The 20151-nt window shown below is 72.7% G+C and carries 18 protein-coding genes; 11 read left to right on the top strand and 7 right to left on the bottom strand.

What is annotated here, in order from left to right; all coding sequences use genetic code 11:
- Nucleotides 1-92: 92 nt before the first annotated feature.
- From rapZ to FHU28_RS24730, 8 genes are all read left to right on the top strand, one after another.
- A complete protein-coding gene (gene rapZ / locus FHU28_RS24765) occupies nucleotides 93-1016 on the top strand; it encodes an RNase adapter RapZ (RefSeq protein ID WP_376700827.1) in 924 nt (307 codons plus the stop codon).
- Nucleotides 1013-2020, top strand: a complete 1008-nt coding sequence (locus tag FHU28_RS24760) for a gluconeogenesis factor YvcK family protein (protein WP_184686811.1) — start codon at nucleotides 1013-1015, stop codon at nucleotides 2018-2020. Before rapZ ends, FHU28_RS24760 begins: the two co-directional genes overlap by 4 nt.
- A 54-nt stretch (nucleotides 2021-2074) precedes the next feature.
- Entirely contained in the window at nucleotides 2075-3055 is a 981-nt protein-coding gene (whiA, locus tag FHU28_RS24755) for a DNA-binding protein WhiA (RefSeq protein ID WP_030503240.1), read from the top strand.
- Nucleotides 3056-3319: 264 nt separating this feature from the next.
- Nucleotides 3320-4324, top strand: coding sequence for a type I glyceraldehyde-3-phosphate dehydrogenase (gap, locus tag FHU28_RS24750; protein WP_184686810.1), 1005 nt, complete (start codon nucleotides 3320-3322; stop codon nucleotides 4322-4324).
- Entirely contained in the window at nucleotides 4321-5520 is a 1200-nt protein-coding gene (locus FHU28_RS24745) for a phosphoglycerate kinase (RefSeq protein WP_184686809.1), read from the top strand. Before gap ends, FHU28_RS24745 begins: the two co-directional genes overlap by 4 nt.
- On the top strand, nucleotides 5521-6312 hold the full coding sequence (gene tpiA, locus FHU28_RS24740; RefSeq protein WP_184686808.1) for a triose-phosphate isomerase: 792 nt from the start codon (nucleotides 5521-5523) through the stop codon (nucleotides 6310-6312).
- Nucleotides 6313-6407: 95 nt separating this feature from the next.
- Nucleotides 6408-6668 carry a preprotein translocase subunit SecG gene (secG, locus tag FHU28_RS24735; RefSeq protein ID WP_073831416.1) on the top strand — a complete coding sequence of 87 codons (261 nt, stop codon included), beginning with the start codon at nucleotides 6408-6410 and terminating at the stop codon, nucleotides 6666-6668.
- A 130-nt stretch (nucleotides 6669-6798) separates the two neighbouring features.
- Nucleotides 6799-7143: an RNA polymerase-binding protein RbpA gene (locus FHU28_RS24730; protein ID WP_073831415.1), complete on the top strand. Its 345-nt coding sequence runs from the start codon at nucleotides 6799-6801 to the stop codon at nucleotides 7141-7143.
- 67 nt (nucleotides 7144-7210) lie between these two features.
- Here the strand turns inward: FHU28_RS24730 and pgl are convergent, their stop codons facing one another.
- The 6 genes from pgl to tkt all read right to left on the bottom strand — a co-directional run bounded on the left by pgl (nucleotide 7211) and on the right by tkt (nucleotide 15728).
- Nucleotides 7211-7981 (bottom strand): 6-phosphogluconolactonase, encoded by a 771-nt coding sequence (gene pgl, locus FHU28_RS24725; RefSeq protein ID WP_184686807.1) that lies wholly within the window; start codon nucleotides 7979-7981, stop codon nucleotides 7211-7213.
- A 69-nt stretch (nucleotides 7982-8050) separates the two neighbouring features.
- A complete protein-coding gene (locus tag FHU28_RS24720) occupies nucleotides 8051-9067 on the bottom strand; it encodes a glucose-6-phosphate dehydrogenase assembly protein OpcA (RefSeq protein ID WP_184686806.1) in 1017 nt (338 codons plus the stop codon).
- Nucleotides 9064-10578, bottom strand: a complete 1515-nt coding sequence (gene zwf / locus FHU28_RS24715; protein WP_184686805.1) for a glucose-6-phosphate dehydrogenase — start codon at nucleotides 10576-10578, stop codon at nucleotides 9064-9066. The genes FHU28_RS24720 and zwf overlap by 4 nt, the downstream gene beginning before the upstream one ends.
- A gap of 50 nt (nucleotides 10579-10628) precedes the next feature.
- Entirely contained in the window at nucleotides 10629-12197 is a 1569-nt protein-coding gene (locus tag FHU28_RS24710) for a glucose-6-phosphate isomerase (protein WP_184686804.1), read from the bottom strand.
- Between the two features lie 197 nt (nucleotides 12198-12394).
- Entirely contained in the window at nucleotides 12395-13573 is a 1179-nt protein-coding gene (gene tal / locus FHU28_RS24705) for a transaldolase (protein WP_184686803.1), read from the bottom strand.
- Nucleotides 13574-13589: 16 nt separating this feature from the next.
- Nucleotides 13590-15728, bottom strand: a complete 2139-nt coding sequence (gene tkt / locus FHU28_RS24700; protein WP_184686802.1) for a transketolase — start codon at nucleotides 15726-15728, stop codon at nucleotides 13590-13592.
- Nucleotides 15729-15991: 263 nt separating this feature from the next.
- On the opposite strand from tkt, the gene FHU28_RS24695 reads away from it, so the two are divergent.
- The 3 genes from FHU28_RS24695 (at nucleotide 15992) to FHU28_RS24685 (ending at nucleotide 18427) form a co-directional block, all read left to right on the top strand.
- Nucleotides 15992-16951: a heme o synthase gene (locus tag FHU28_RS24695; protein ID WP_184686801.1), complete on the top strand. Its 960-nt coding sequence runs from the start codon at nucleotides 15992-15994 to the stop codon at nucleotides 16949-16951.
- A gap of 219 nt (nucleotides 16952-17170) precedes the next feature.
- Entirely contained in the window at nucleotides 17171-17503 is a 333-nt protein-coding gene (locus FHU28_RS24690; RefSeq protein ID WP_013287454.1) for a hypothetical protein, read from the top strand.
- Nucleotides 17504-17512: 9 nt separating this feature from the next.
- Nucleotides 17513-18427: an ATP-grasp domain-containing protein gene (locus FHU28_RS24685; RefSeq protein ID WP_184686800.1), complete on the top strand. Its 915-nt coding sequence runs from the start codon at nucleotides 17513-17515 to the stop codon at nucleotides 18425-18427.
- 30 nt (nucleotides 18428-18457) lie between these two features.
- Here the strand turns inward: FHU28_RS24685 and FHU28_RS24680 are convergent, their stop codons facing one another.
- Nucleotides 18458-20125: a right-handed parallel beta-helix repeat-containing protein gene (locus FHU28_RS24680; RefSeq protein WP_184686799.1), complete on the bottom strand. Its 1668-nt coding sequence runs from the start codon at nucleotides 20123-20125 to the stop codon at nucleotides 18458-18460.
- Nucleotides 20126-20151 lie beyond the last annotated feature (26 nt).

Genomic DNA, 20151 nt, shown 5'->3' with positions numbered 1-20151 from the left:
CCCGTGGAATCCCGGACCGGGTCGCAGCCGTTAGAGTCGCTGATTGACCATGCGCGGCCGACCGGCCGCGGCGCCACGGCTGGGGGTAGCGGGTGAGCGAGGCGCGTACAGCGGGAGACCTGGGGCCGACCGAGGCGGAGACGACGCCGGCCGAGTCGGACACCTCACTGGTGGTGGTGACCGGGCTGTCCGGCGGCGGGCGCAGCACGGTGGCCCGGGCGCTGGAGAACGTCGGCTACTACGTGGTCGACAACCTGCCCCAGGCGCTGCTGCTCGACATGGCCGAGCTGGCGTTCAAGGCCGGTGGCGCGGCCCGGCGTACGGCGATGGTGCTGGACGTGCGCTCGCGCGCGTTCTCCACCGACCTGGCCGGGGCGATCCGGGAGCTGCGCGATCGCGGCTTCCAGCCCCGGGTGGTCTTCGTCGACGCCGACGACGAGGTGCTGATCCGCCGGTTCGAGAGCGTGCGCCGCTCGCACCCGTTGCAGGGCGACGGGCGGCTGGCCGACGGCATCGCCGTCGAGCGGACGCTGCTGGAGGAGGCCCGCGAGCAGGCCGACGTGATCATCGACACCAGCCACCTGAACGTGAACCAGCTGCGGCGCCGGGTCGAGGAGCTGTTCGGCGGCGAGGACGCCCGCCGGCTGCGGATCACCGTGATCTCGTTCGGCTTCAAGTACGGCCTGCCTCCGGACGCCGACTTCGTGATGGACGCCCGGTTCCTGCCCAACCCGTACTGGGTGCCGGAGCTGCGTGAGCACACCGGCCGGGAGGAGGCGGTGAGCGCGTACGTGCTGGGCCAGGAGGGCGCGGACGCGTTCGTGACCGGGTACGCCGACCTGGTCAACGCCACCACCGCCGGCTTCGAGCGGGAGGGCAAGCGCTACCTGACAGTGGCGGTCGGCTGCACCGGCGGCAAGCACCGCAGCGTGGCGATCGCCGAGGAACTGGCCGCCCGGCTGCGCCGCTCCGGCATAGCCGCCAACGCCCAGCACCGGGACCTGGGGCGGGAGTGACCCCGACCAGGGTGGTCGCCTTCGGCGGCGGGCACGGGCTCTCGGCGTCGCTGCGGGCGCTGCGGCACTGCGTACCCGAACTGGACCTGGACATCACCGCGGTGGTCACCGTCGGCGACGACGGCGGGTCCAGCGGGCGGCTGCGCGCGGAGCGCGGCGGCCTGCCCCCGGGTGACCTGCGTCAGGCGCTCGTCGCGCTGGCCGGCGACCATCCGGCCACCCGGCGCAGCGCGGCGCTGTTCCAGTACCGCTTCACCACCGCCGTGCCGCCGGCGCCGACGCTCGCCGAGCCGGTTCCGGCCGCCCGCGCCGGTGACTCGCTCGCCGGTCACGCGGTCGGCAACCTGCTGCTGCACGGCCTGACCGAGCTGCTCGGCGATCCGGTGGCCGCGCTCGACCACGCGGGCGCGATGCTCGGCGCGGTGGGGCGGGTGCTGCCGATGTCCCGTCAGCCGGTGGGCATCGAGGCGCGGGTCCGCGGCGCCGACCCGGCCCATCCGGACGAGGTGTCCACCGTGCGCGGGCAGCACCAGGTTGCGGTCACCCCGGGCACCGTCGAGTCGCTGCGGCTCAACCCGCCCGCGCCGGCCGCGTGCGCCGAGGCGGTGACCGCGGTACGCGCCGCGGACTGGCTGATCTTCGGGCCGGGCAGCTGGTACACGAGCGTGCTGCCGCATCTGCTGGTGCCGGGCCTGGCCGACGCGATCGTCTCCAGCCCGGCGCGGCGGCTGGTGACGCTCAACCTGGTGGCGGAGAAGGAGACCTCCGGGCTCTCCCTGCCCGACCATCTGGACACGCTGCGGCGCTATCTGCCCGAGCTGAAGGTGGACCGGGTGCTGGCGGACTCGACGGCGGTGGGTGATCCCGCGGCGGTCGAACGTGCGGCAGAATCGCTTGGTGCCCGGCTGGTCCTCGCTCCCGTCGCCGTCCTGGACGGCACGCCCCGTCATGATCCAGCTGCCCTGGGCGCCGCGCTGGTGCCTGTCCTGCGCGCCGATCGTTAGACACGTACGTAATCACCGGCGACACGCCGGAACCGGTCCGTGAGGGGGCGCACTATGGCGATGACGGCTGCGGTCAAGGACGAGCTGAGTCGGGTCGACGTGCCCAAGCCCTGCTGTCGGCGGGCGGAGATGGCCGCCCTGCTGCGTTTCGCGGGCGGTCTGCACATCGTGTCGGGCCGCGTCGTGGTCGAGGCGGAGCTGGACACCGGCGCGGTGGCCCGCCGGCTGCGGCGGGAGGTGGCCGAGGTCTACGGCTACCCGAGCGAGATCCACGTGCTCGCCTCCGGCGGCCTGCGCAAGGGCAGCCACTTCATCGTGCGGGTGGTCAAGGACGGCGAGGCGCTCGCCCGGCAGACCGGCCTGCTCGACGTGCGGGGCCGCCCGGTGCGCGGCCTGCCGCCGCACGTGGTGGCCGCGAACGTCTGCTGCGCGGTCTCGGCCTGGCGGGGCGCGTTCATGGCGCACGGCTCGCTCACCGAGCCGGGCCGCTCCAGCGCGCTGGAGATCACCTGCCCCGGCCCGGAGTCGGCGCTGGCGCTCGTCGGCGCGGCCCGCCGCATCGGCATCACCGCGAAGAACCGCGAGGTGCGCGGCGTGGACCGGGTGGTGGTCAAGGACGGCGACGCGATCGCCGCGCTGCTCACCCGCATCGGCGCGCACTCCAGCGTGCTGGCCTGGGAGGAGCGGCGGGTACGCCGGGAGGTGCGCGCCACCGCCAACCGGCTGGCCAACTTCGACGACGCCAACCTGCGCCGCTCGGCCCGCGCGGCGGTGGCCGCCGCGGCCCGGGTGACCCGCGCGCTGGAGATCCTCGCCGACGACGCGCCCAACCACCTGACCTCGGCCGGCCGGCTGCGGCTGGAGCACCGTCAGGCGTCCCTGGAGGAGCTGGGCGCGCTCGCCGAGCCGCCACTGACCAAGGACGCCATCGCCGGCCGGATCCGCCGGCTGCTCGCGCTGGCCGACAAGCGCGCCCGCGACCTGGGCATCCCGGATACGGAAGCGGCAGTCACGCCCGACATGCTCGTGGTCTGATAGGACTCGGGCGGCGAGCACCGCGAGCGGGGTCACCACCCGCCGCAGCGCGACGTCGCACGCTCGGATATGGTCGCTGCGTACGGCAAGGGGGCCGCGCACAGGCATCCCTCGCCGTGCTCACCGCCTCGGGCGGTCAGGTCTCCGGGACCGCGGCGGGGTGGCCGAGATGACATGTCGACGGCCGGCTCCAACGGTCGGCGCACACACCTCCGCCGGCCCCGGTCTGGCGCCGGCGGACCAGAACGCGAGGAGATGGGACCTGTGACCATCCGGGTTGGCATCAACGGCTTCGGCCGGATCGGCCGCAACTTCTTCCGGGCAGTGCTGGCGTCCGGCGCTGACATCGAGGTCGTGGCGGTCAACGACCTGACCGACAACGCGACGCTCGCCCACCTTGTCAAGTACGACAGCATCCTGGGCCGCCTCCCGCACGAGGTGAAGGCCACCGCCGACGAGATCACCGTGGGCGGCAAGACCATCAAGGCGTACGCCGAGAAGGACCCGGCGAACCTGCCGTGGGGCGAGGTCGGCGCGGATGTCGTCATCGAGTCCACCGGTTTCTTCACCGACGGCACCAAGGCGAAGGCGCACCTCGACGGCGGGGCCAAGAAGGTCATCATCTCCGCGCCGGCGAAGAACGAGGACTTCACCGTGGTCATGGGCGTCAACCAGGACCAGTACGACCCGGCCAAGCACAACATCATCTCGAACGCCTCCTGCACCACGAACTGCCTCGCGCCGATGGCGAAGGTTCTGCAGGACACGTTCGGCATCCAGCAGGGTCTGATGACCACCATCCACGCGTACACGCAGGACCAGAACCTGCAGGACGCGCCGCACAAGGACCTGCGCCGGGCCCGCGCCGCCGCGCTCAACATCGTGCCGACCTCGACCGGCGCCGCGAAGGCGATCGGCCTGGTGCTGCCGGAGCTGAAGGGCAAGCTGGACGGTTACGCGCTGCGCGTGCCGATCCCGACCGGCTCCGCCACCGACCTGACCGTGACGGTCGGCCGGGAGACCACCGTGGACGAGGTCAACGCCGCGATCAAGGCCGCCGCCGAGGGCCCGCTGCGGGGCATCCTCACCTACAACGAGGACCCGATCGTCTCCGCCGACATCGTGACCGACCCGGCGTCGTGCATCTTCGACGCGCCGCTGACCAAGGTGATCGGCAACCAGGTCAAGGTCGTCGGCTGGTACGACAACGAGTGGGGCTACTCGAACCGCCTGGTGGACCTGGTCAAGCTGGTGGGTCAGTCGCTGTGACGATCCGTAACCTCGACGACCTGCTCGCCGAGGGGGTGTCGGGTCGGCGCGTGCTCGTGCGCGCCGACCTGAACGTCCCGCTCGACAAGCAGACCGGGGAGATCACTGACGACGGCCGGATCCGGGCTGTCCTGCCGACGCTGAGCGCGCTGGTGCAGGCCGGCGCGAAGGTGGTCGTCTGCTCGCACCTGGGCCGCCCGAAGGGCGCCCCGGATCCGCAGTTCAGCCTCCGCCCGGTCGCCGGGCGGCTCGGTGAGCTGCTCGGCGCCCCGGTGGCCTTCGCCGAGGACACCGTCGGCGACTCGGCGCGGTCCACCGTGGCCGGTCTGGCCGACGGGCAGGTCGCACTGCTGGAGAACCTGCGGTTCAACAAGGGCGAGACCAGCAAGGACGACGCGGAGCGCGGCGTGTTCGCCGACCAGCTCGCGGCGCTCGGTGACGCCTACGTGGACGACGCGTTCGGCGCGGTGCACCGCAAGCACGCCAGCGTGCACGACGTGCCGGCCCGGCTGCCGCACGTCGCGGGCCGGCTGGTGCTGCGCGAGGTCGAGGTGCTCAGCCGCCTCACCGGCGAGCCGGAGCGGCCGTACGTGGTGGTGCTCGGCGGCTCGAAGGTCTCCGACAAGCTGGCCGTGATCGAGGCGCTGCTGCCGACGGTGGACCGGCTGCTCATCGGCGGCGGGATGTGCTTCACCTTCCTCAAGGCCCAGGGCCACGAGGTGGGCACGTCGCTGCTGGAGAAGGACATGGTCGAGACCTGCCGCAACCTGATGGAGCGCGCGCCCGGCAAGATCATGCTCCCGGTCGACGTGGTGGCCGCCGACGCCTTCGCGCCGGACGCCGCGCACGACACCGTGCCCGCCGACGGCATCCCCAGCCACCGGCTGGGCCTGGACATCGGCCCGGAGACGGTGGCCGGTTTCGCCGCCGTGCTGTCGCAGGCGAAGACCGTCTTCTGGAACGGCCCGATGGGCGTGTTCGAGATGGCGGCGTTCGCCAACGGCACCCGGGGCGTGGCCGAGGCGATCACCAAGGCCGACGCGTTCAGCGTGGTCGGCGGCGGCGACTCGGCCGCGGCGGTGCGTGCGCTGGGCCTGGACGAGTCCTCGTTCGGGCACATCTCCACCGGTGGCGGCGCCTCCCTGGAATACCTGGAGGGCAAGACCCTCCCCGGCATCGCGGCTCTGGAGAACTGAATGGCGAGCACGACCCGCCGGCCGTTGATGGCCGGCAACTGGAAGATGAACCTGAACCACCTCGAGGCCAACCTGCTGGTGCAGAAGCTGGCCGCGAGCCTGAACGAGAAGCAGCTCACCGACGTCGAGTGCGTGGTGCTGCCGCCCTTCACCGACCTGCGTACGGTGCAGACCGCCGTGGACGGCGACAAGCTGCTGATCGGCTACGGCGCGCAGGACCTGTCGCCGCACCCGTCGGGCGCGTACACCGGTGACATCGCCGGGCCGATGCTGGCCAAGCTGGGCTGCGGCTACGTGGTGGTCGGCCACTCCGAGCGGCGGCAGTACCACCACGAGGACGACGCGCTCGTCAACGCGAAGGTGTCGGCGGCGCTGGCGAACGGGCTCACCCCGATCCTCTGCATCGGTGAGGGTCTGGAGGTCCGGGAGCAGTCGGGTCAGGTGCGGCACTGCTGCGACCAGCTCGACGGCGCGCTGAAGGGGCTCACCGCCGAGCAGGTCACCAAGGTCGTCGTGGCGTACGAGCCGGTCTGGGCGATCGGCACCGGCAAGACGGCCACGCCGGAGGACGCCCAGGAGGTCTGCGGCGCGGTGCGTCAGCGCATCGCCGAGACCTACGACGAGAACACCGCCGAGCAGGTTCGGGTCCTCTACGGCGGGTCGGTCAAGGCGTCGAACGTCGCCGCGATCATGGCCCAGCCGGACGTGGACGGGGCCCTCGTGGGGGGCGCGAGCCTGGACGCGGAGGAGTTCGCGAAGATCTGCCGGTTCCCGGAGCACACCGCCCGCTGATCGCTCGCTATCCTTGACGCTGCCCGTCCACCGGTCGGTGCCGTAGTGCCCGACAGGTCCGGGCAGTGATCGTAACGAGAGGACTGACCCCCGCCATGCCGATCTGGTTCGCCTACACGATGATCACGTTGCTGGTCATCACCAGCGTGCTGCTCGTCCTGCTGATCCTCCTGCACCGCGGTAAGGGCGGCGGGTTGTCGAGCATGTTCGGCGGCGGCGTCAGCTCCAGCCTGGCCGGTTCCTCCGTGGCCGAGAAGAACCTCGACCGCTACACCGTTCTGGTGGGAATCGTCTGGTTCGCCTGCATCGTCGGGCTCGGGCTCTGGCTGCGCCTGCAGATGGCCACCGGCACCTGAGTCGGCGCTGAGAAGCGTACAATCTGCGCGCGGTCCGTCACGGACCGCGCGCAGTTTTGTTTCTCCGCGCGTCGCCCGTCGCCCACCCCCTCCGGCGGCGGTCCCCTCCGACGACAGGGAGCGAGCAACAGTGCCCAGCAACAACGTCATCCGCGGCACCCGGGTCGGGTCCGCCCCGGAGCGCTTCGACCAGCGCGTCGAGCCCGCCCCGCGCCGCCCGGTCGTCTACTGGTGCCGCCACGGGCACCGGGTCGAGTTCCTGATCGCCGCCGAGGCCGAGACGCCAGCCGCCTGGGAGTGCCCCCGCTGCGGCGAGCCGGCCGGCCCCGACCCGGGCGACCCGCCGGGCCGCCAGCGCGCCGAGCCCTACAAGACCCACCTGGCGTACGTGCAGGAGCGGCGCACGCCGGAGGAGGGTGAGGCGCTGCTCGCCGAGGCCCTCGACGCGCTGCGCCGTCGCCGCGGCCGGGCCTGAGCCGAGACGTGTTAAGAAGGGGCCCCTTCGCTACCGGAGGCGTTAAGAAGGGGCCCTTCCTTACACCTCAGCGGAGGCTGCGCAGCCGCGGGGGTACGTTCGCCGCCGCGGCCCGGTCGAGCAGCCAGAGGGTACGGGAGACGCCCTGCACCCCGGCGGCCGGCAACTGCACCGGCCCGGCCCCGGCCAGCGCCATGCCCACCGCCCGGGCCTTGTCCGCCCCGGCGGCGATCAGCCACACCTCCTCGGCCGTGTTGATCGTCGGCAGGGTCAGCGTGGTCCGCACCGGCGGCGGCTTCGGGCTGCCCCGCACCGCGCTGACCGGGCGGTTGTCGTGGTGCACCGGGTGCTCCGGGAACACCGACGCCACGTGTCCGTCCTCGCCGACGCCGAGCATCAGCACGTCGAAGTGGGGCAGTACGGCGTTCCCGGGCCGGGCGGCGGTGGCCAGCTCCCGCGCGTACCCGGCGGCGGCCGCCTCCGGGTCGTCACCGGCCGGGCCGTCGGAGGCCGGCATCGGGTGCACCCGCGCCGGGTCCAGCGGCACCGTGTCCAGCAGCGCCGCCCGCGCCTGCGTCTCGTTGCGCTCCGGGTCACCGGCGGGCAGGAACCGCTCGTCACCCCACCACACGTCGACCCGGGACCAGTCGACCGCGTCCCGGGCGGGCAGCTGCCCGACCGCCCGGTACACCGCCGCGGCGATCCGCCCGCCGGTCAGCACCACCGACGCCTGGCCTCGCTCGGCCTGCGCGTCGAGCAGCTTCACCACCAACCGGGCCGCCACCGCCTGCGCGAGCAGGTCGGGGTCGGCGTGTACGGCGACACTAGCCTCAGTCATCCGTCGTGCCCTCGCGTTCCGGCCGCCCACCGGCGGTCACCTGTGCTTCCGGCCGCCCGGTCCGGGCGGTCACTCGTTCGCGGTCGCGCCCGCGTGCGCGGTCACGCCGGCCTCGGCCCGCTGGGCGGTCGCCGGATCCTTCCACACGTGCACCCGCTGGGCCGGACGCTGGTCGAGTCCGGTGATCCCGGCCGCGGCGCCGAGCGCCTCCGCGTACACCTGGTCGGCGTCGAGGCGGCGCAGCTCCTCGGCCAGCTCGTCGCCGAGCGGCCGGCGGACCAGCGGCAGCGTGCGGTCCTCCTGCCCGGTACGCCGGAACACCGCGATGCTGTCGTCCCGGGTCAGCGTCAGCTCGTCGCCGTTGGCGCAGCGCAGCTGCACCTGACGCATCCGCGGGAACTCGTCGGACCGCTGCCAGGCCGGTTCGATGCCGAGCCGGGCCTTGAGCCATCCGCTCATCAGCGCCGCCGTCGGGTCCGACTGGGGCGCCACCACGCTCGCCTCGGTGACCCGGGCCTGGGTGGTGTCGAACGCGCCCGCCACGAGCGTGCGCCACGGGGTGATCCGGGTCCACGCCAGGTCGGTGTCGCCGGGGGCGTAGTCGTGGGCCCGCTGCCGCAGCGCGACGATCGGGTCGGCCGCCTGCGCCGAGTCGGTGATCCGCCGGTCGGCCACCACACCGAGGAAGTCGGTGGCGATCTCCTCCGGCGGCTCGCCGTGCCACCAGGTCACCACCGGCACGTCCGGCACCAGCAGCGGCATCACCACGGATTCGGCGTGCAGCGCGAGCCGCCCGTACATCCGGGTCACCACCGCCTCGCACGGCCCGAGCCGGCCGCCCACGACGATCTCCGCGTCCAGCCGGTTGCGGTCGCGCTCCACGTCGGAGCGGACCACCACGAGCAGGCGGCAGGGGTGCGCCGCCGCGGCGATGGTGGCGGCCGCCTCGGCCTCCCGGACCCGCTTCTCGTCCACCACCACGATCAGCGTGAGGGCCATGCCGCTGGCCACCCCGCCCGCGCTGCGCCGTTCCGCGGCCAGCGCCTTGACCACCTCGTTGCCGGTGGTGTCCCACAGCCCGATCATGCTCTTCTCCAAGCCCGGCCCTCGCGGGCCAGCATCTCGTCGGCAGCCCGGGGTCCCCACTCGCCGGCCCGGTACGGCTCCGGCGTGGTGCCCTCCCAGGCGTGTTCCAGCGGGTCGACGACCTGCCAGCTCTGCTCGACCTCGGCGGCGTCCGGGAACAGCGTCCGGTCGCCGATCAGCACGTCCAGCACGAGCCGCTCGTACGCCTCGGGGCTGGACTCGGTGAACGCCTCGCCGTACTGGAAGTCCATCGCGATGTCGCGGACCTCCATCGTGGTGCCCGGCACCTTGGAGCCGAACTTCAGCACCACGCCCTCGTCCGGCTGCACCCGGATGACGAGCTGGTTGGGGCCGAGGGACTCCATGTCGGCGGCGTTGAACGGCAGGTGCGGCGCCTTCTTGAACATGATGGCCACCTCGGTGACCCGCCGGGGCAGCCGCTTGCCGGCCCGGATGTAGAACGGCACCCCGGCCCAGCGCCGGTTCTGGATGCCCAGCTTCACCGCCACGTACGTCTCGGTGGTGGAGCCCTCCGGGACGCCTTCCTCCTCCAGGTAGCCCTTGGCGCGCTCGCCGCCCACCCAGCCGGGCAGGTACTGGCCGCGCACGGTGTCCTGGGAGACGTCGCGCGGCACGGTGATCGCCTTGAGCACCTTGAGCTTCTCGGCGCGGATCTCGTCGGCGTCGAAGCTGGTCGGCTCCTCCATCGCGACCAGGGCGAGCAGTTGGAGCAGATGGTTCTGGAGCACGTCGCGGGCGGTGCCGACGGAGTCGTAGAAGGCGGCCCGGGTGCCGATGCCGACGTCCTCGGCCATGGTGATCTGCACCGAGTCGACGTACTTGGAGTTCCACAGCGGCTCGAACAGGTTGTTCGCGAACCGCAGCGCCAGGATGTTCTGGACCGTCTCCTTGCCCAGGTAGTGGTCGATCCGGAAGACGTCCTGGCTGGTGAAGACGTCGTCGACCAGGTCGTTGAGCGCCTTGGCCGAGGGCAGGTCGTTGCCGAACGGCTTCTCCACCACCACGCGGCGCCAGCCGCCGGACTTGTCGTTGTCCGCCATGCCGGTGCGGGCGAGCTGCTTGAGCACCACCGGGAAGGCCGCCGGGGGGATGGAGAAGTAGAAGGCGGCGTTGCCGGCGATGCCGTGCGAGTCGCGCAGCTCGTCGAGGGTGGCGGCGAGCTGGTCGAACGCGGCGTCGTCGTCGAACGAGCCGCCGACGAACTTGATGTTGCCGGCCAGCCGGGCCCACACCTCTTCCCGCCAGGGGGTACGGGCGTGCTTCTTGGCCGCCTCGTGCGCCACCGACTCGAAGTCGCCGTCGCCCCAGTCCCGGCGGGCGAAGCCGAGCACCACGAACCCGGGCGGCAGGAGCCCTCGGTTGGCCAGGTCGTAGACCGCCGGCAGCAGCTTCTTGCGGGCCAGATCGCCGGTCACCCCGAAGATCACCAGGGCACACGGCTCGGGGATCCGGGGCAACCGCCGGTCCTGCACGTCGCGCAGCGGGTTCACCGGGCCACCTCCTCCTGCGTCTCGGTCCGCTGATTCCAGGTCATTGATCGTCACGTGCGTGTCCGTCCGGCCGTATCCAGCAGCTGGGCGACGCCAGCCGCCCGCTTGGTCAGGTGCAGTCGCAGCACCGGTCGTTCCCGGCCGGCCAGGGCCAGCCGGTCACCGGCGGCCTGGGCCGCCTGGAGCTGCGCGAAGGTGTACGGACGGCCGGGCACTTCCAGATCATCGGTGACCGCACCGGTGATCTGGAGGTGCCGGCCGCGGGTGTCGGTGTGCTCCGGCCGGCGCGGTCCCCAGGCGAAGGTGACCGGCCGTCCGGTGTGCCGCGCCAGCAGCGGGCGCAGCCCGGCCACCGCCGCGTCGGCCCGCGGGTCGAGGTACGCGGTGACCGCGAGGTGCTCCCGTTCGCCCAGCCCGTCGAGCAGCCAGCGCAGCGCGCCGGTCAGGTCGGCCGGCGCGTCGCTCGGGGCGTACACCTCGATCGCGTCCTCGACCGACGACGGCGGCCCGCTGTCCGGCTCGTCGCCGGCCACTGCGGCGGCGGGCGCCGCGAACGGGTCGGTCCGCAGCGTCACCGCGGCGGTCGCGGCGGCGTAGGCCCAGGTGAGCAGGTGCGCGCCGAGCGGCCCGTTGACCGCCACGTCGGCGGCCACGCCCGGACCGACGCCGGCGCCGAGGGCGCCGCCGAGACCGACTGTGAGCACGCCCGGCCCGGTGGCGCCGGGGGAGCCCGGGGATTCCGCGACCAGCGGCAGGATCCGCCCGCCGGTCGCGTCGGCGAGCAGCGCGCGCGCCCAGCGGCCCAGGCCGTCGAGTCCGGTGCCGTCGGGGACCAGCGCGATCGTGTCCCGACCCTCGCCGGCCGCCGCGCCCAGGGCCGCGCCGAGCGCGAGGCCCGGATTGTCCCGGTCCCGGTCGAGCGCGCCGGTGAGCGCCTCCGCCTCGTCCAGCACCTCGGTGACCGGCGCGCCGGCCAGCGCCGCCGGGACCAGGCCGAACGCGGTGAGCGCGGCCCACGGCCCGGCCACACCGGGCTCGGCCGGGAGCACCACGGCGCCCAGCTCGTCGGCGCGCGCCGCGAGTTCCGTGCCGGGCTCGGTGACCACCACGACGTGCCGGGCCGCGTCCGGGCCCTCGTCGGCCCACGCCTGCCGGTAGGCGCGCAGGTGGGCGTCGGTGGTCCGGTCCAGGCCGTGCCGGGCGGCGAGCACCAGGAGGGTACGCGCCGGGCGGTCGGCGAGCGCGGCCCGCGCCGGCCCCGGATCGGCGGTGTCGAGCACCGTCACCCGGCGGCCCAGGCACTCGGCGACGACCTCGGCGGCGAGCGTGTCGCCGCGGTCGCCGGCCAGCACCACGTGGTCCAGATCGTCCAGCTCGTCGGCCAGTTCGGCGAGCTGGGGGAGCAGGTCCCGGCTGCGCCGGTGGGCGTGCAGCCAGCCCAGCCGGGTGAGCGCCGCGGTCTCGGCGGCGGGCCCCCAGAGGGCCGGGTCCCCCGCGGCGAGCCGGGCCGGGACGTCGTGGGAGACGAGCGTGGCCCGCGCCGACGCGCCGAGGGCGTCGGCGCCGCGCACGGCCAGGCCGGCGGCCATGTCCGCCCGCCCGGCCAGCAGGTCACTCACGGCATCCCCTCAGTTCGCGACTGCGGGGCTCGCAGACCCGGCTCACTCCTCGCGCTCACGGGGCTACCTCAGTTCGCGACTGCGGGGCTCGCAGACCCGGCTCACTCCTCGCGCTCACGGGGCCACCTCTCACCCGTTCCACGGTACGGCGCGACGCGTCCCGGGGCCCGGCCCCGGGACGCGTCGGACGCCGTCGGTCACGCGTTGCCGCCGGCCTGCTGGGCCGCCTGCGCGTTCTCCTCGGCGGCCCGGTGCGGGCTGCCCGATCCCTTGGCCGCCTGGGCGAGGGACTTCTTGACCCCCTCCAGCAGCTCCACCCAGCTCGCCTCGAACTTCTCCACGCCCTCGCGTTCCAGCGTGGCGATGACGTCGGAGAGGTCCACGCCCACCGACTGGAGGTCCGCGAAGACCTTGCGGGCGTCGTCGTACGCCACGGTGACGGTGTCCGGCTTGGTCTCGCCGTGCTCGGCGTACGCGTGGACGACCGGCTCCGGCATGGTGTTGACGGTGCCGGGCGCGATCAGCTCCTCGACGTAGATGACGTCCCGGTAGTCCGGGTTCTTCGTCGAGGTGGAGGCCCACAGCGGGCGCTGCGGGTGGGCGCCCGCGTCGGCCAGCTTCTGCCAGCGCGCCGAGGAGAAGACCTCGCCGTAGCGCTCGTACGCCAGCCGGGCGTTGGCGACAGCTGCCTTGCCGCGCAGCGCCTTGGCCTGGTCGGAGCCGATCTTCTCCAGCCGCTTGTCCACCTCGCTGTCGACCCGGGAGACGAAGAACGAGGCGACCGAGCCGATCTTGGACAGGTCGTGCCCGTTCGCCTGCGCCTGCTCCAGCCCGGCCAGGAACGCCTCCATCACCTGCGAGTACCGGTCCAGGCCGAAGATCAGCGTGACGTTGACGCTGATCCCCTCGGCGAGCGTCGCGGTGATCGCCGGCAGGCCCTCCTCGGTGGCCGGGATCTTGATGAACAGGTTCGGCCGGTCGACCAGCCACCACAGCGCCTTGGCCTCGGCGACGGTCTTCGCCGCGTCGTGCGCCGAGCGGGGGTCCACCTCGATCGACACCCGGCCGTCCACGCCGGCGCTGGTCTCGTACGAGGGGCGCATCACGTCGCAGGCCCACCGCACGTCGTACGTGGTGAGCATGCGGACCGCCTCCTCGACGTCCACACCACGGACGGCGAGGTCACGAAGCTGCCAGTCGTACTCGTCGGCGTCGCTCAGCGCCTTGGCGAAGATCGTCGGGTTGGTGGTCACCCCGGCCACGTGGCTCTCCCGGCGCAGCTTGTCCAGCCCGCCGGAGCTCAGCCGTACCCGGGAAAGATCGTCGAGCCAGATCGCCACCCCGGCGCCCTGCAGCTCGCTCAGTCTGTCCGTCATGACGTCGACGCTCCCCTCAGTTGCCGGTCGTGAAACCGGTGATGTCGCCCACCCGGGTCAGCGCCGCGTGCGCGGCGGCCACGATCCGGTCGGGGGTGAACCCGAACTGCTCGAAGAGCACGGTGTGCGGGGCGCTGGCGCCGTAGTGCTCGATGCTCACGCACTCGCCGCTGTCGCCGACGATCGCCCGCCAGGACATCGCGATGCCCGCCTCCACGCTCACCCGTGCCTTTACCCCGCGAGGCAGCACCGACTCCCGGTACGCCTCGTCCTGCGCGAAGAACCACTCCTGGCAGGGCATCGAGACGACCCGGGTGGGGGTGCCGTCGGCCTCCAGCCGCTCCCGCGCGGTGAGGCAGAGCTGCACCTCCGAGCCGGTGCCGATCAGGATCACCTGCGGCTTGCCGCCGGACGCCTCGGCCAGCACGTACCCACCCTTGGCGACGCCCTCGGCGCCGGCCAGGTCGGTGCGGTCGAAGGTGGGCAGCGCCTGGCGGCTGAGCGCCAGCGCGGTCGGCCGGTCGGTGTGCTCCAGCGCCTGCCGCCACGCCCACACCGTCTCGTTGGCGTCGGCCGGGCGGACCACGTCCAGGCCGGGGATGGCCCGCAGCGCGGTCAGGTGCTCGATCGGCTGGTGCGTCGGGCCGTCCTCGCCGAGGCCGATCGAGTCGTGCGTCCAGACGTAGGTCACCGGCAGCTTCATCAGCGCGGCCAGCCGCACCGCCGGGCGCATGTAGTCGCTGAACACCAGGAACGTGCCGCCGTACGGACGGGTGCCGCCGTGCAGGACGATGCCGTTGAGGATCGAGCCCATGGCGTGCTCACGGATGCCGAAGTGCAGCGTGCGGCCGTACTCGTCGCCGGGGAAGTCCTTGGTGGCGTGCGCGGCCGGGACGAACGACCGCTCGCCCTTCATGGTGGTGTTGTTGCTGTCGGCCAGGTCGGCCGAGCCGCCCCACAGCTCGGGCAGCACCGGCGCCAGGGCCTCCAGGATCTTGCCGGAGGCGGCCCGGGTGGCGACGCCCTTGGCGTCCGCGCCGAAGGTGGGCAGCGCGTCGGTCCAGCCGGTCGGCAGGGTACGGGTGGCCATCCGGTCCCACAGCGCCTTGCGCTCCGGGTTGGCCTGCGCCCAGGCGTCGAACCCGGTGGTCCACTCGGCCTGCTCCTGCGCGCCGCGCTCCAGCACCTGGCGTGCGTGCTTGAGCACCTCCTCGTCGATCTCGAAGGTGCGCTGCGGGTCGAAGCCGAGGATTTCCTTGGTGGCCTTGACCTCGTCCGCGCCGAGCGCCGAGCCGTGGATCTTGCCGGTGTTCTGCTTGTTCGGCGCGGGCCAGCCGATGATCGTGCGCAGCGCGATGAACGACGGCCGGCCGGTCTCCGCCTTGGCGGACAGCAGTGCCTGGTACAGCGCCTCCACGTCCTCGTGGTAGTCGCCCTGGTCGGCGTCGCCGCTGCGCCAGTCGACGGTCTGCACGTGCCAGCCGTACGCCTCGTAGCGGGCCGCGACGTCCTCGCTCTTGGCGATGCGGGTGTCGTCCTCGATCGAGATCTCGTTGTCGTCGTAGATCACGCAGAGGTTGCCGAGCTGCTGGTGACCGGCGAGCGCGCTGGCCTCGTGGGTGATGCCCTCCTCGATGTCACCGTCGGAGGCGATGCACCAGATGTCGTGCCGGAACGGCGAGTCGGCGCGGTCCGGCTCGGGGTCGAACAGGCCGCGCTCGCGGCGGGCCGCCATGGCCATGCCGACCGCGTTGCCGAGGCCCTGGCCGAGCGGCCCGGTGGTGGTCTCCACGCCCGGGGTGTGGCCGTGCTCCGGGTGACCCGGGGTGAGCGAGCCCCACTGGCGCAGCGCCTTGAGGTCGTCCAGCGCGAGCGGGTAGCCGGAGAGGAAGAGCTGGATGTAGAGCGTCAGGCTGGAGTGGCCGGCGGAGAGCACGAACCGGTCGCGTCCGGGCCAGTTCGGGTCGGCGGGATTGTGCCGCATGACCCGGTTGAAGAGCAGGTACGCCGCCGGGGCGAGGCTCATCGCCGTCCCCGGGTGGCCGTTGCCGGATTTCTCCACGGCGTCCATGGCCAGCACGCGGACCGTGTCGACGGCCCTGCGGTCGAGGTCGGACCAGTTGAGAGCGGGAAGCTCGGGTCGGTTGGCAGCCACGATGGTTGTGCTCCTCGGCAGATGGGCGGAACCCTCACTGATGACCCTATCGAGCGGTGCTAAACGTCCGCCCGGGGATCTCAGCATGCTGTTCTGTACGGATCGCGAACGTTCGGTCGTTCAACCGCAGGTGTGACCGCTCGCACCGTTGCCGGGTCCGCGGGGCAGCCAAAACGACGCCGCGTAGTGTGTGGGGCGGTGTGTGGACCTCGAAGGGTCCGGGCCGAACGACCTCCCCCGCCGATGCCGGAAGGTGGCAATCCGTGAGCATGATCACCGAGCGCCCCGTCAGCAACCCTGCCGGGCAGTCGCCGGTGGGCACGGCGGCGGAGGCGCCGGCGAGCGGCCGGCGGGACGTACGCGCCGTCGTGGCGGCGTACGTGGCGCTGACCAAGCCGCGGATCGTCGAGCTGCTGCTGGTGACCACCGTGCCGGCGATGATGCTCGCGGACGGCGGCATGCCGTCGCTGTGGCTGGTCGCCGTCGTGCTCGTCGGGGGTTCGCTCGCGGCCGGCGCGGCGAGCGTCCTGAACTGCTACATCGACCGGGACATCGACCAGCTCATGCGGCGCACCAAGCGCCGCCCGCTGCCCGCACACACGGTCTCGCCGCGCAGCGCGCTGATCTTCGGCCTGGTGCTGGCGGCCGTCTCGGTGGCGCTGATGGCGGCGACCACCAACTGGCTGGCGACCGTGCTGACGCTGGCCGCGATCGCCTACTACGACCTGGTCTACACGCTGTGGCTGAAGCGGACCACAGCGGCGAACACGTTCTGGGGCGGCATCTGCGGGGCCGCGCCGGTGCTGATCGGCTGGGCCGCTGTCACCGGCTCGCTGGCACCGGCCGCCTGGGGCCTGTTCGCTGTGGTCTTCTTCTGGCAGATGCCGCACTTCTACGCGCTGGCCATCAAGTACAAGGACGACTACGCGCGCGCCGGCGTGCCGATGCTGCCGGTGGTGGCCTCGGTCCGGCGGGTCAACGCCGAGATCATCGGCTTCTCCTGGCTCACGGTGCTCTCCTCGCTGGCGGTCTGGCCGCTCGGGATGAGCCCGATCTACGGCGTGACGGCGCTCGTGGTGGGTGGGATCTTCCTGGTCGAGGCGCACAAGCTGTGCCGGCGGGCCACGCGTGGTGAGGCGGTCAAGCCGATGCGCCTGTTCCACTGGTCCACCACGTATCTGACGATCCTCTTCGCCGCCGTCGCGCTCGACGCCCTGCTCTGACCCGCCCGTCCGGCGGTTCATCAGAAATTTTTTTCGGTCTTCCGCGGAGGGGGCCAACCTGGACAGATTGTGACGATCTTGCCTGCCTGATTTGCCCATATTTAAGCGACATATAGGGGCAAATCGCCTGTGGTTCTCCTTAAACCGGCGGGTAATTGGCATCACATTCAGTTCATGGTTCTCGCACATCCGAGTGGAAGTCTGCTTAGGCTTCGCGTCATGGCAGATGGTTCCGATACGACGCTGACGGCTGACAAGACCGCGGAGCAGGCCCCCAACGGCCTGGTCGCGGGCATCAAGTCGTTCGCCGCCGGACACGGCGGCGCAAAGGCGGTCATCGAGTACGTCGGCAAGCGCGGCGCACGGATCGTCCTCGTGGGTTCCGACGGGGTATGGGCAGACCAGTTCGCCGACGGCACCGACGTGGCGCGGCAGGCCTGCGCCAAGGCCGGGGTCGACGTCGAGAACGCCTGGGAGCGTGAACTGATGGACCAGATGCGTCCGAGCAACGACCTGTGGCGGTCGATGGCCCGGCGCACGATGGCCCGTTGACATAACCGAATGACCAACCACCACCAGTCGACCCGGGGGAAACCCCGGGTCGCTTTCGTCACCTGCGCCGAGCTGCCCGACCTCGACCCGGACGACCGGCTCGCGCTCGGCCCGCTCGCCGCCCGCGGGGTCACCGCCGAGATCGCGGTCTGGGACGACCCGGCCGTCGACTGGGCCGGGTACGACATGGTCGTGCTCCGCTCCCCGTGGGACTACGCGCGGCGGCGCGACGAGTTCGTGGCCTGGGCGCGTACCGTGCCGGCCCTGGCCAACCCGGCCGACGTGGTCGCCTGGAACACCGACAAGCGCTACCTGTCCGAGCTCTCCGCCGCCGGAGTGCCCACCGTCGAGACGGTCTGGGTCGAGCCGGGGCAGGCGTGGACGCCACCCGCCGGGGGCGAGCACGTGATCAAGCCGGCGGTCAGCGCCGGCAGCCAGGACACCGGCCGCTACGACCTGACCGACCCGGAGCACCGCGAGCTCGCCGTGGCCCACGTACGGCGGCTCTCCGACGCGGGGCGGCTCACCATGGTCCAGCCGTACCTGCAGGCGGTGGACACGGCCGGGGAGACCGCGCTGCTGTTCCTGGCCGACCCCGGCGGCCTGGTGTTCAGTCACGCGATCCGCAAGGGGCCGATGCTGACCGGGCCGGACCGGGGCGAGGCCGCGCTCTACAAGGAGGAGCGGATCGACCCGCGCACCGCCACGGCGGAGCAGCGCGCGGTCGCCGAGAAGGTGCTGGCGACCGTGCCGGGTGGCCCGGAGCGGCTGCTGTACGCCCGGGTCGACCTGATCCCCGGCCCGGACGGCGCGCCCGTGCTGGTCGAGCTGGAGCTGACCGAGCCGAGCCTGTTCGTCGGGTACGCCGACGGCGCGCCGGACCGGCTCGCCGGCGCGGTGCTCGCCCACCTGCGACGCCACTGAGCCGAGGCGGCACCGGCCGGCGCACGACGCTCAGTCGCGGTCGCTGTGGTTGCGTGCCCAGCGGCCGCCGATCGGCGGCGTGTCCAGCCGCAGCGCGGCCGCGGTGCCGGCCAGGTCGTTGTCCTCGAACGCGCAGGAGACGCAGCTGCCCGCCTCGGTGACCCAGATTCCGTACGCCTGGGTGTCGGCGTCCCGGTGCCAGATCCGGTTGGCGCGCACGGTGGCCGAGTCGAACGGCGCGGCGATGGTGATGCCGCCGCAGGCCGGCGGACCGTCCGGCAGCTCGTACGCCGTGCCGGGCATCGGGGTGGCCGCGCTCCAGCCGGTGGAGCCGTCCGGGCGTACCTCCGCCAGGGAGAGCCGGGTGGCGCTGTTGTCGGACACCACAGCGTCCCGCGAGCCGACCCGGACCACCTTGCCCCGGTGCCCGCCGTCCGGCCAGTCCGCGTTGCCGTCGGTGACCTCGCGCGGGCCGTAGCGCACCGCCTCGCCGGAACCGCTGTGGGCCGGGGCGGAGCGGCAGCCGTTGTCCCGGATCCGGTTCCCGACGATCGACGTGTCGAGCATCGGCCGGTCGATCCGGATGCCGTCCAGCGCGTTCTCCCGGATGTCGTTGTCCTGGATCACCACGTCGGCCGCCGCGCCCCGGTAGCCGTGGCCCAGGTCGTGCTCGTGGTAGCCGAAACCACCGTTGCGGCTGATCCGGTTGCCCTGCACCGTGTACGGGCCGGGGGTGTTGCCCATGCTGATCCCGTCGCCGACGTTCGAGTCGATCACGCAGCCGGTGAGCAGGCCGCCCCGCCCGGCCACCCCGGCGGTGCCGTTGCCCGACACGTCGAAGCCGGCCTCCAGGTTGTTGGTCATGGTGCAGCCGGAGACGATCAGCCCGTCCGCGCCCCAGTCGGAGATGCCGAACCGGTTGGCCTGGCTGTGGCAGCCGATGATCCGGATGCCGCGCGGCGGGGTCCAGTAGTCCTTCTGCAGCTCCAGGAAGATGCCGTTGGTGCCGTTGCCGAGGGTGGTGCAGTTGGCGATGGTGAGGCGCTCCACGTCGCCCCAGCCGCCGATGCCGATGCCGATCCCGGCGCCGCCCATCTGGTCGCCGTTGTCCAGCCGGCCGCACCCCACCGCGACCACCCCGTCGATCAGGCCGTCCTGGAGGAAGTCGCAGCCCAGGCCGGTCGCGCCGGTGTGGTGGATGTAGAGGTTGCGGAACACGCCGCGCACCACGTACTGCAGGCCCAGCCCTTTGGCCAGGTAGTCGTAGGCGGTCTGGGCGACCCCGGAGCCGTCGATCTCGAAGTCGGCGAACGTGCAGTCGGCGATGTGCCGGTCCCGGTCGGCGCCGTGCTGCACGGTGGTCCAGTACGCCAGCGGGACCGGTTCGCTGCGGTTGCCCTCGTTGCTGAGCAGGAACCGGGTCGCGGCCGGCCCGGCGCCGAGCAGCGAGACGCCGCTGCGCCAGACGGTGCCGGCGTCGCGGATCGAGTAGAGGCCCGGCGGGCAGTAGATCACCCGGGCCCGGCCGTCGGCGTCGTACCCGGCGCCGAGCCGGTCCACCAGCGCCGCCAGGGCCGGCTGGTCGTTCGTCACCCCGTCGCCGGTGAGGCCGTGCTCGTGGGCGTCGCACCACAGCGGCGCGCCGGCGACCGGCGTCAGCCGTTGCGGCGTGGTGGTGGCGAGGCTCTTGCGCGGCACCGGGAACTCCCCTCGGGCGTACGGTC

It is taken from the genome of Micromonospora echinospora, assembly GCF_014203425.1.
GTDB lineage: Bacteria > Actinomycetota > Actinomycetes > Mycobacteriales > Micromonosporaceae > Micromonospora > Micromonospora echinospora_A.
This window is presented reverse-complemented; position numbering and strand designations above follow the sequence as displayed.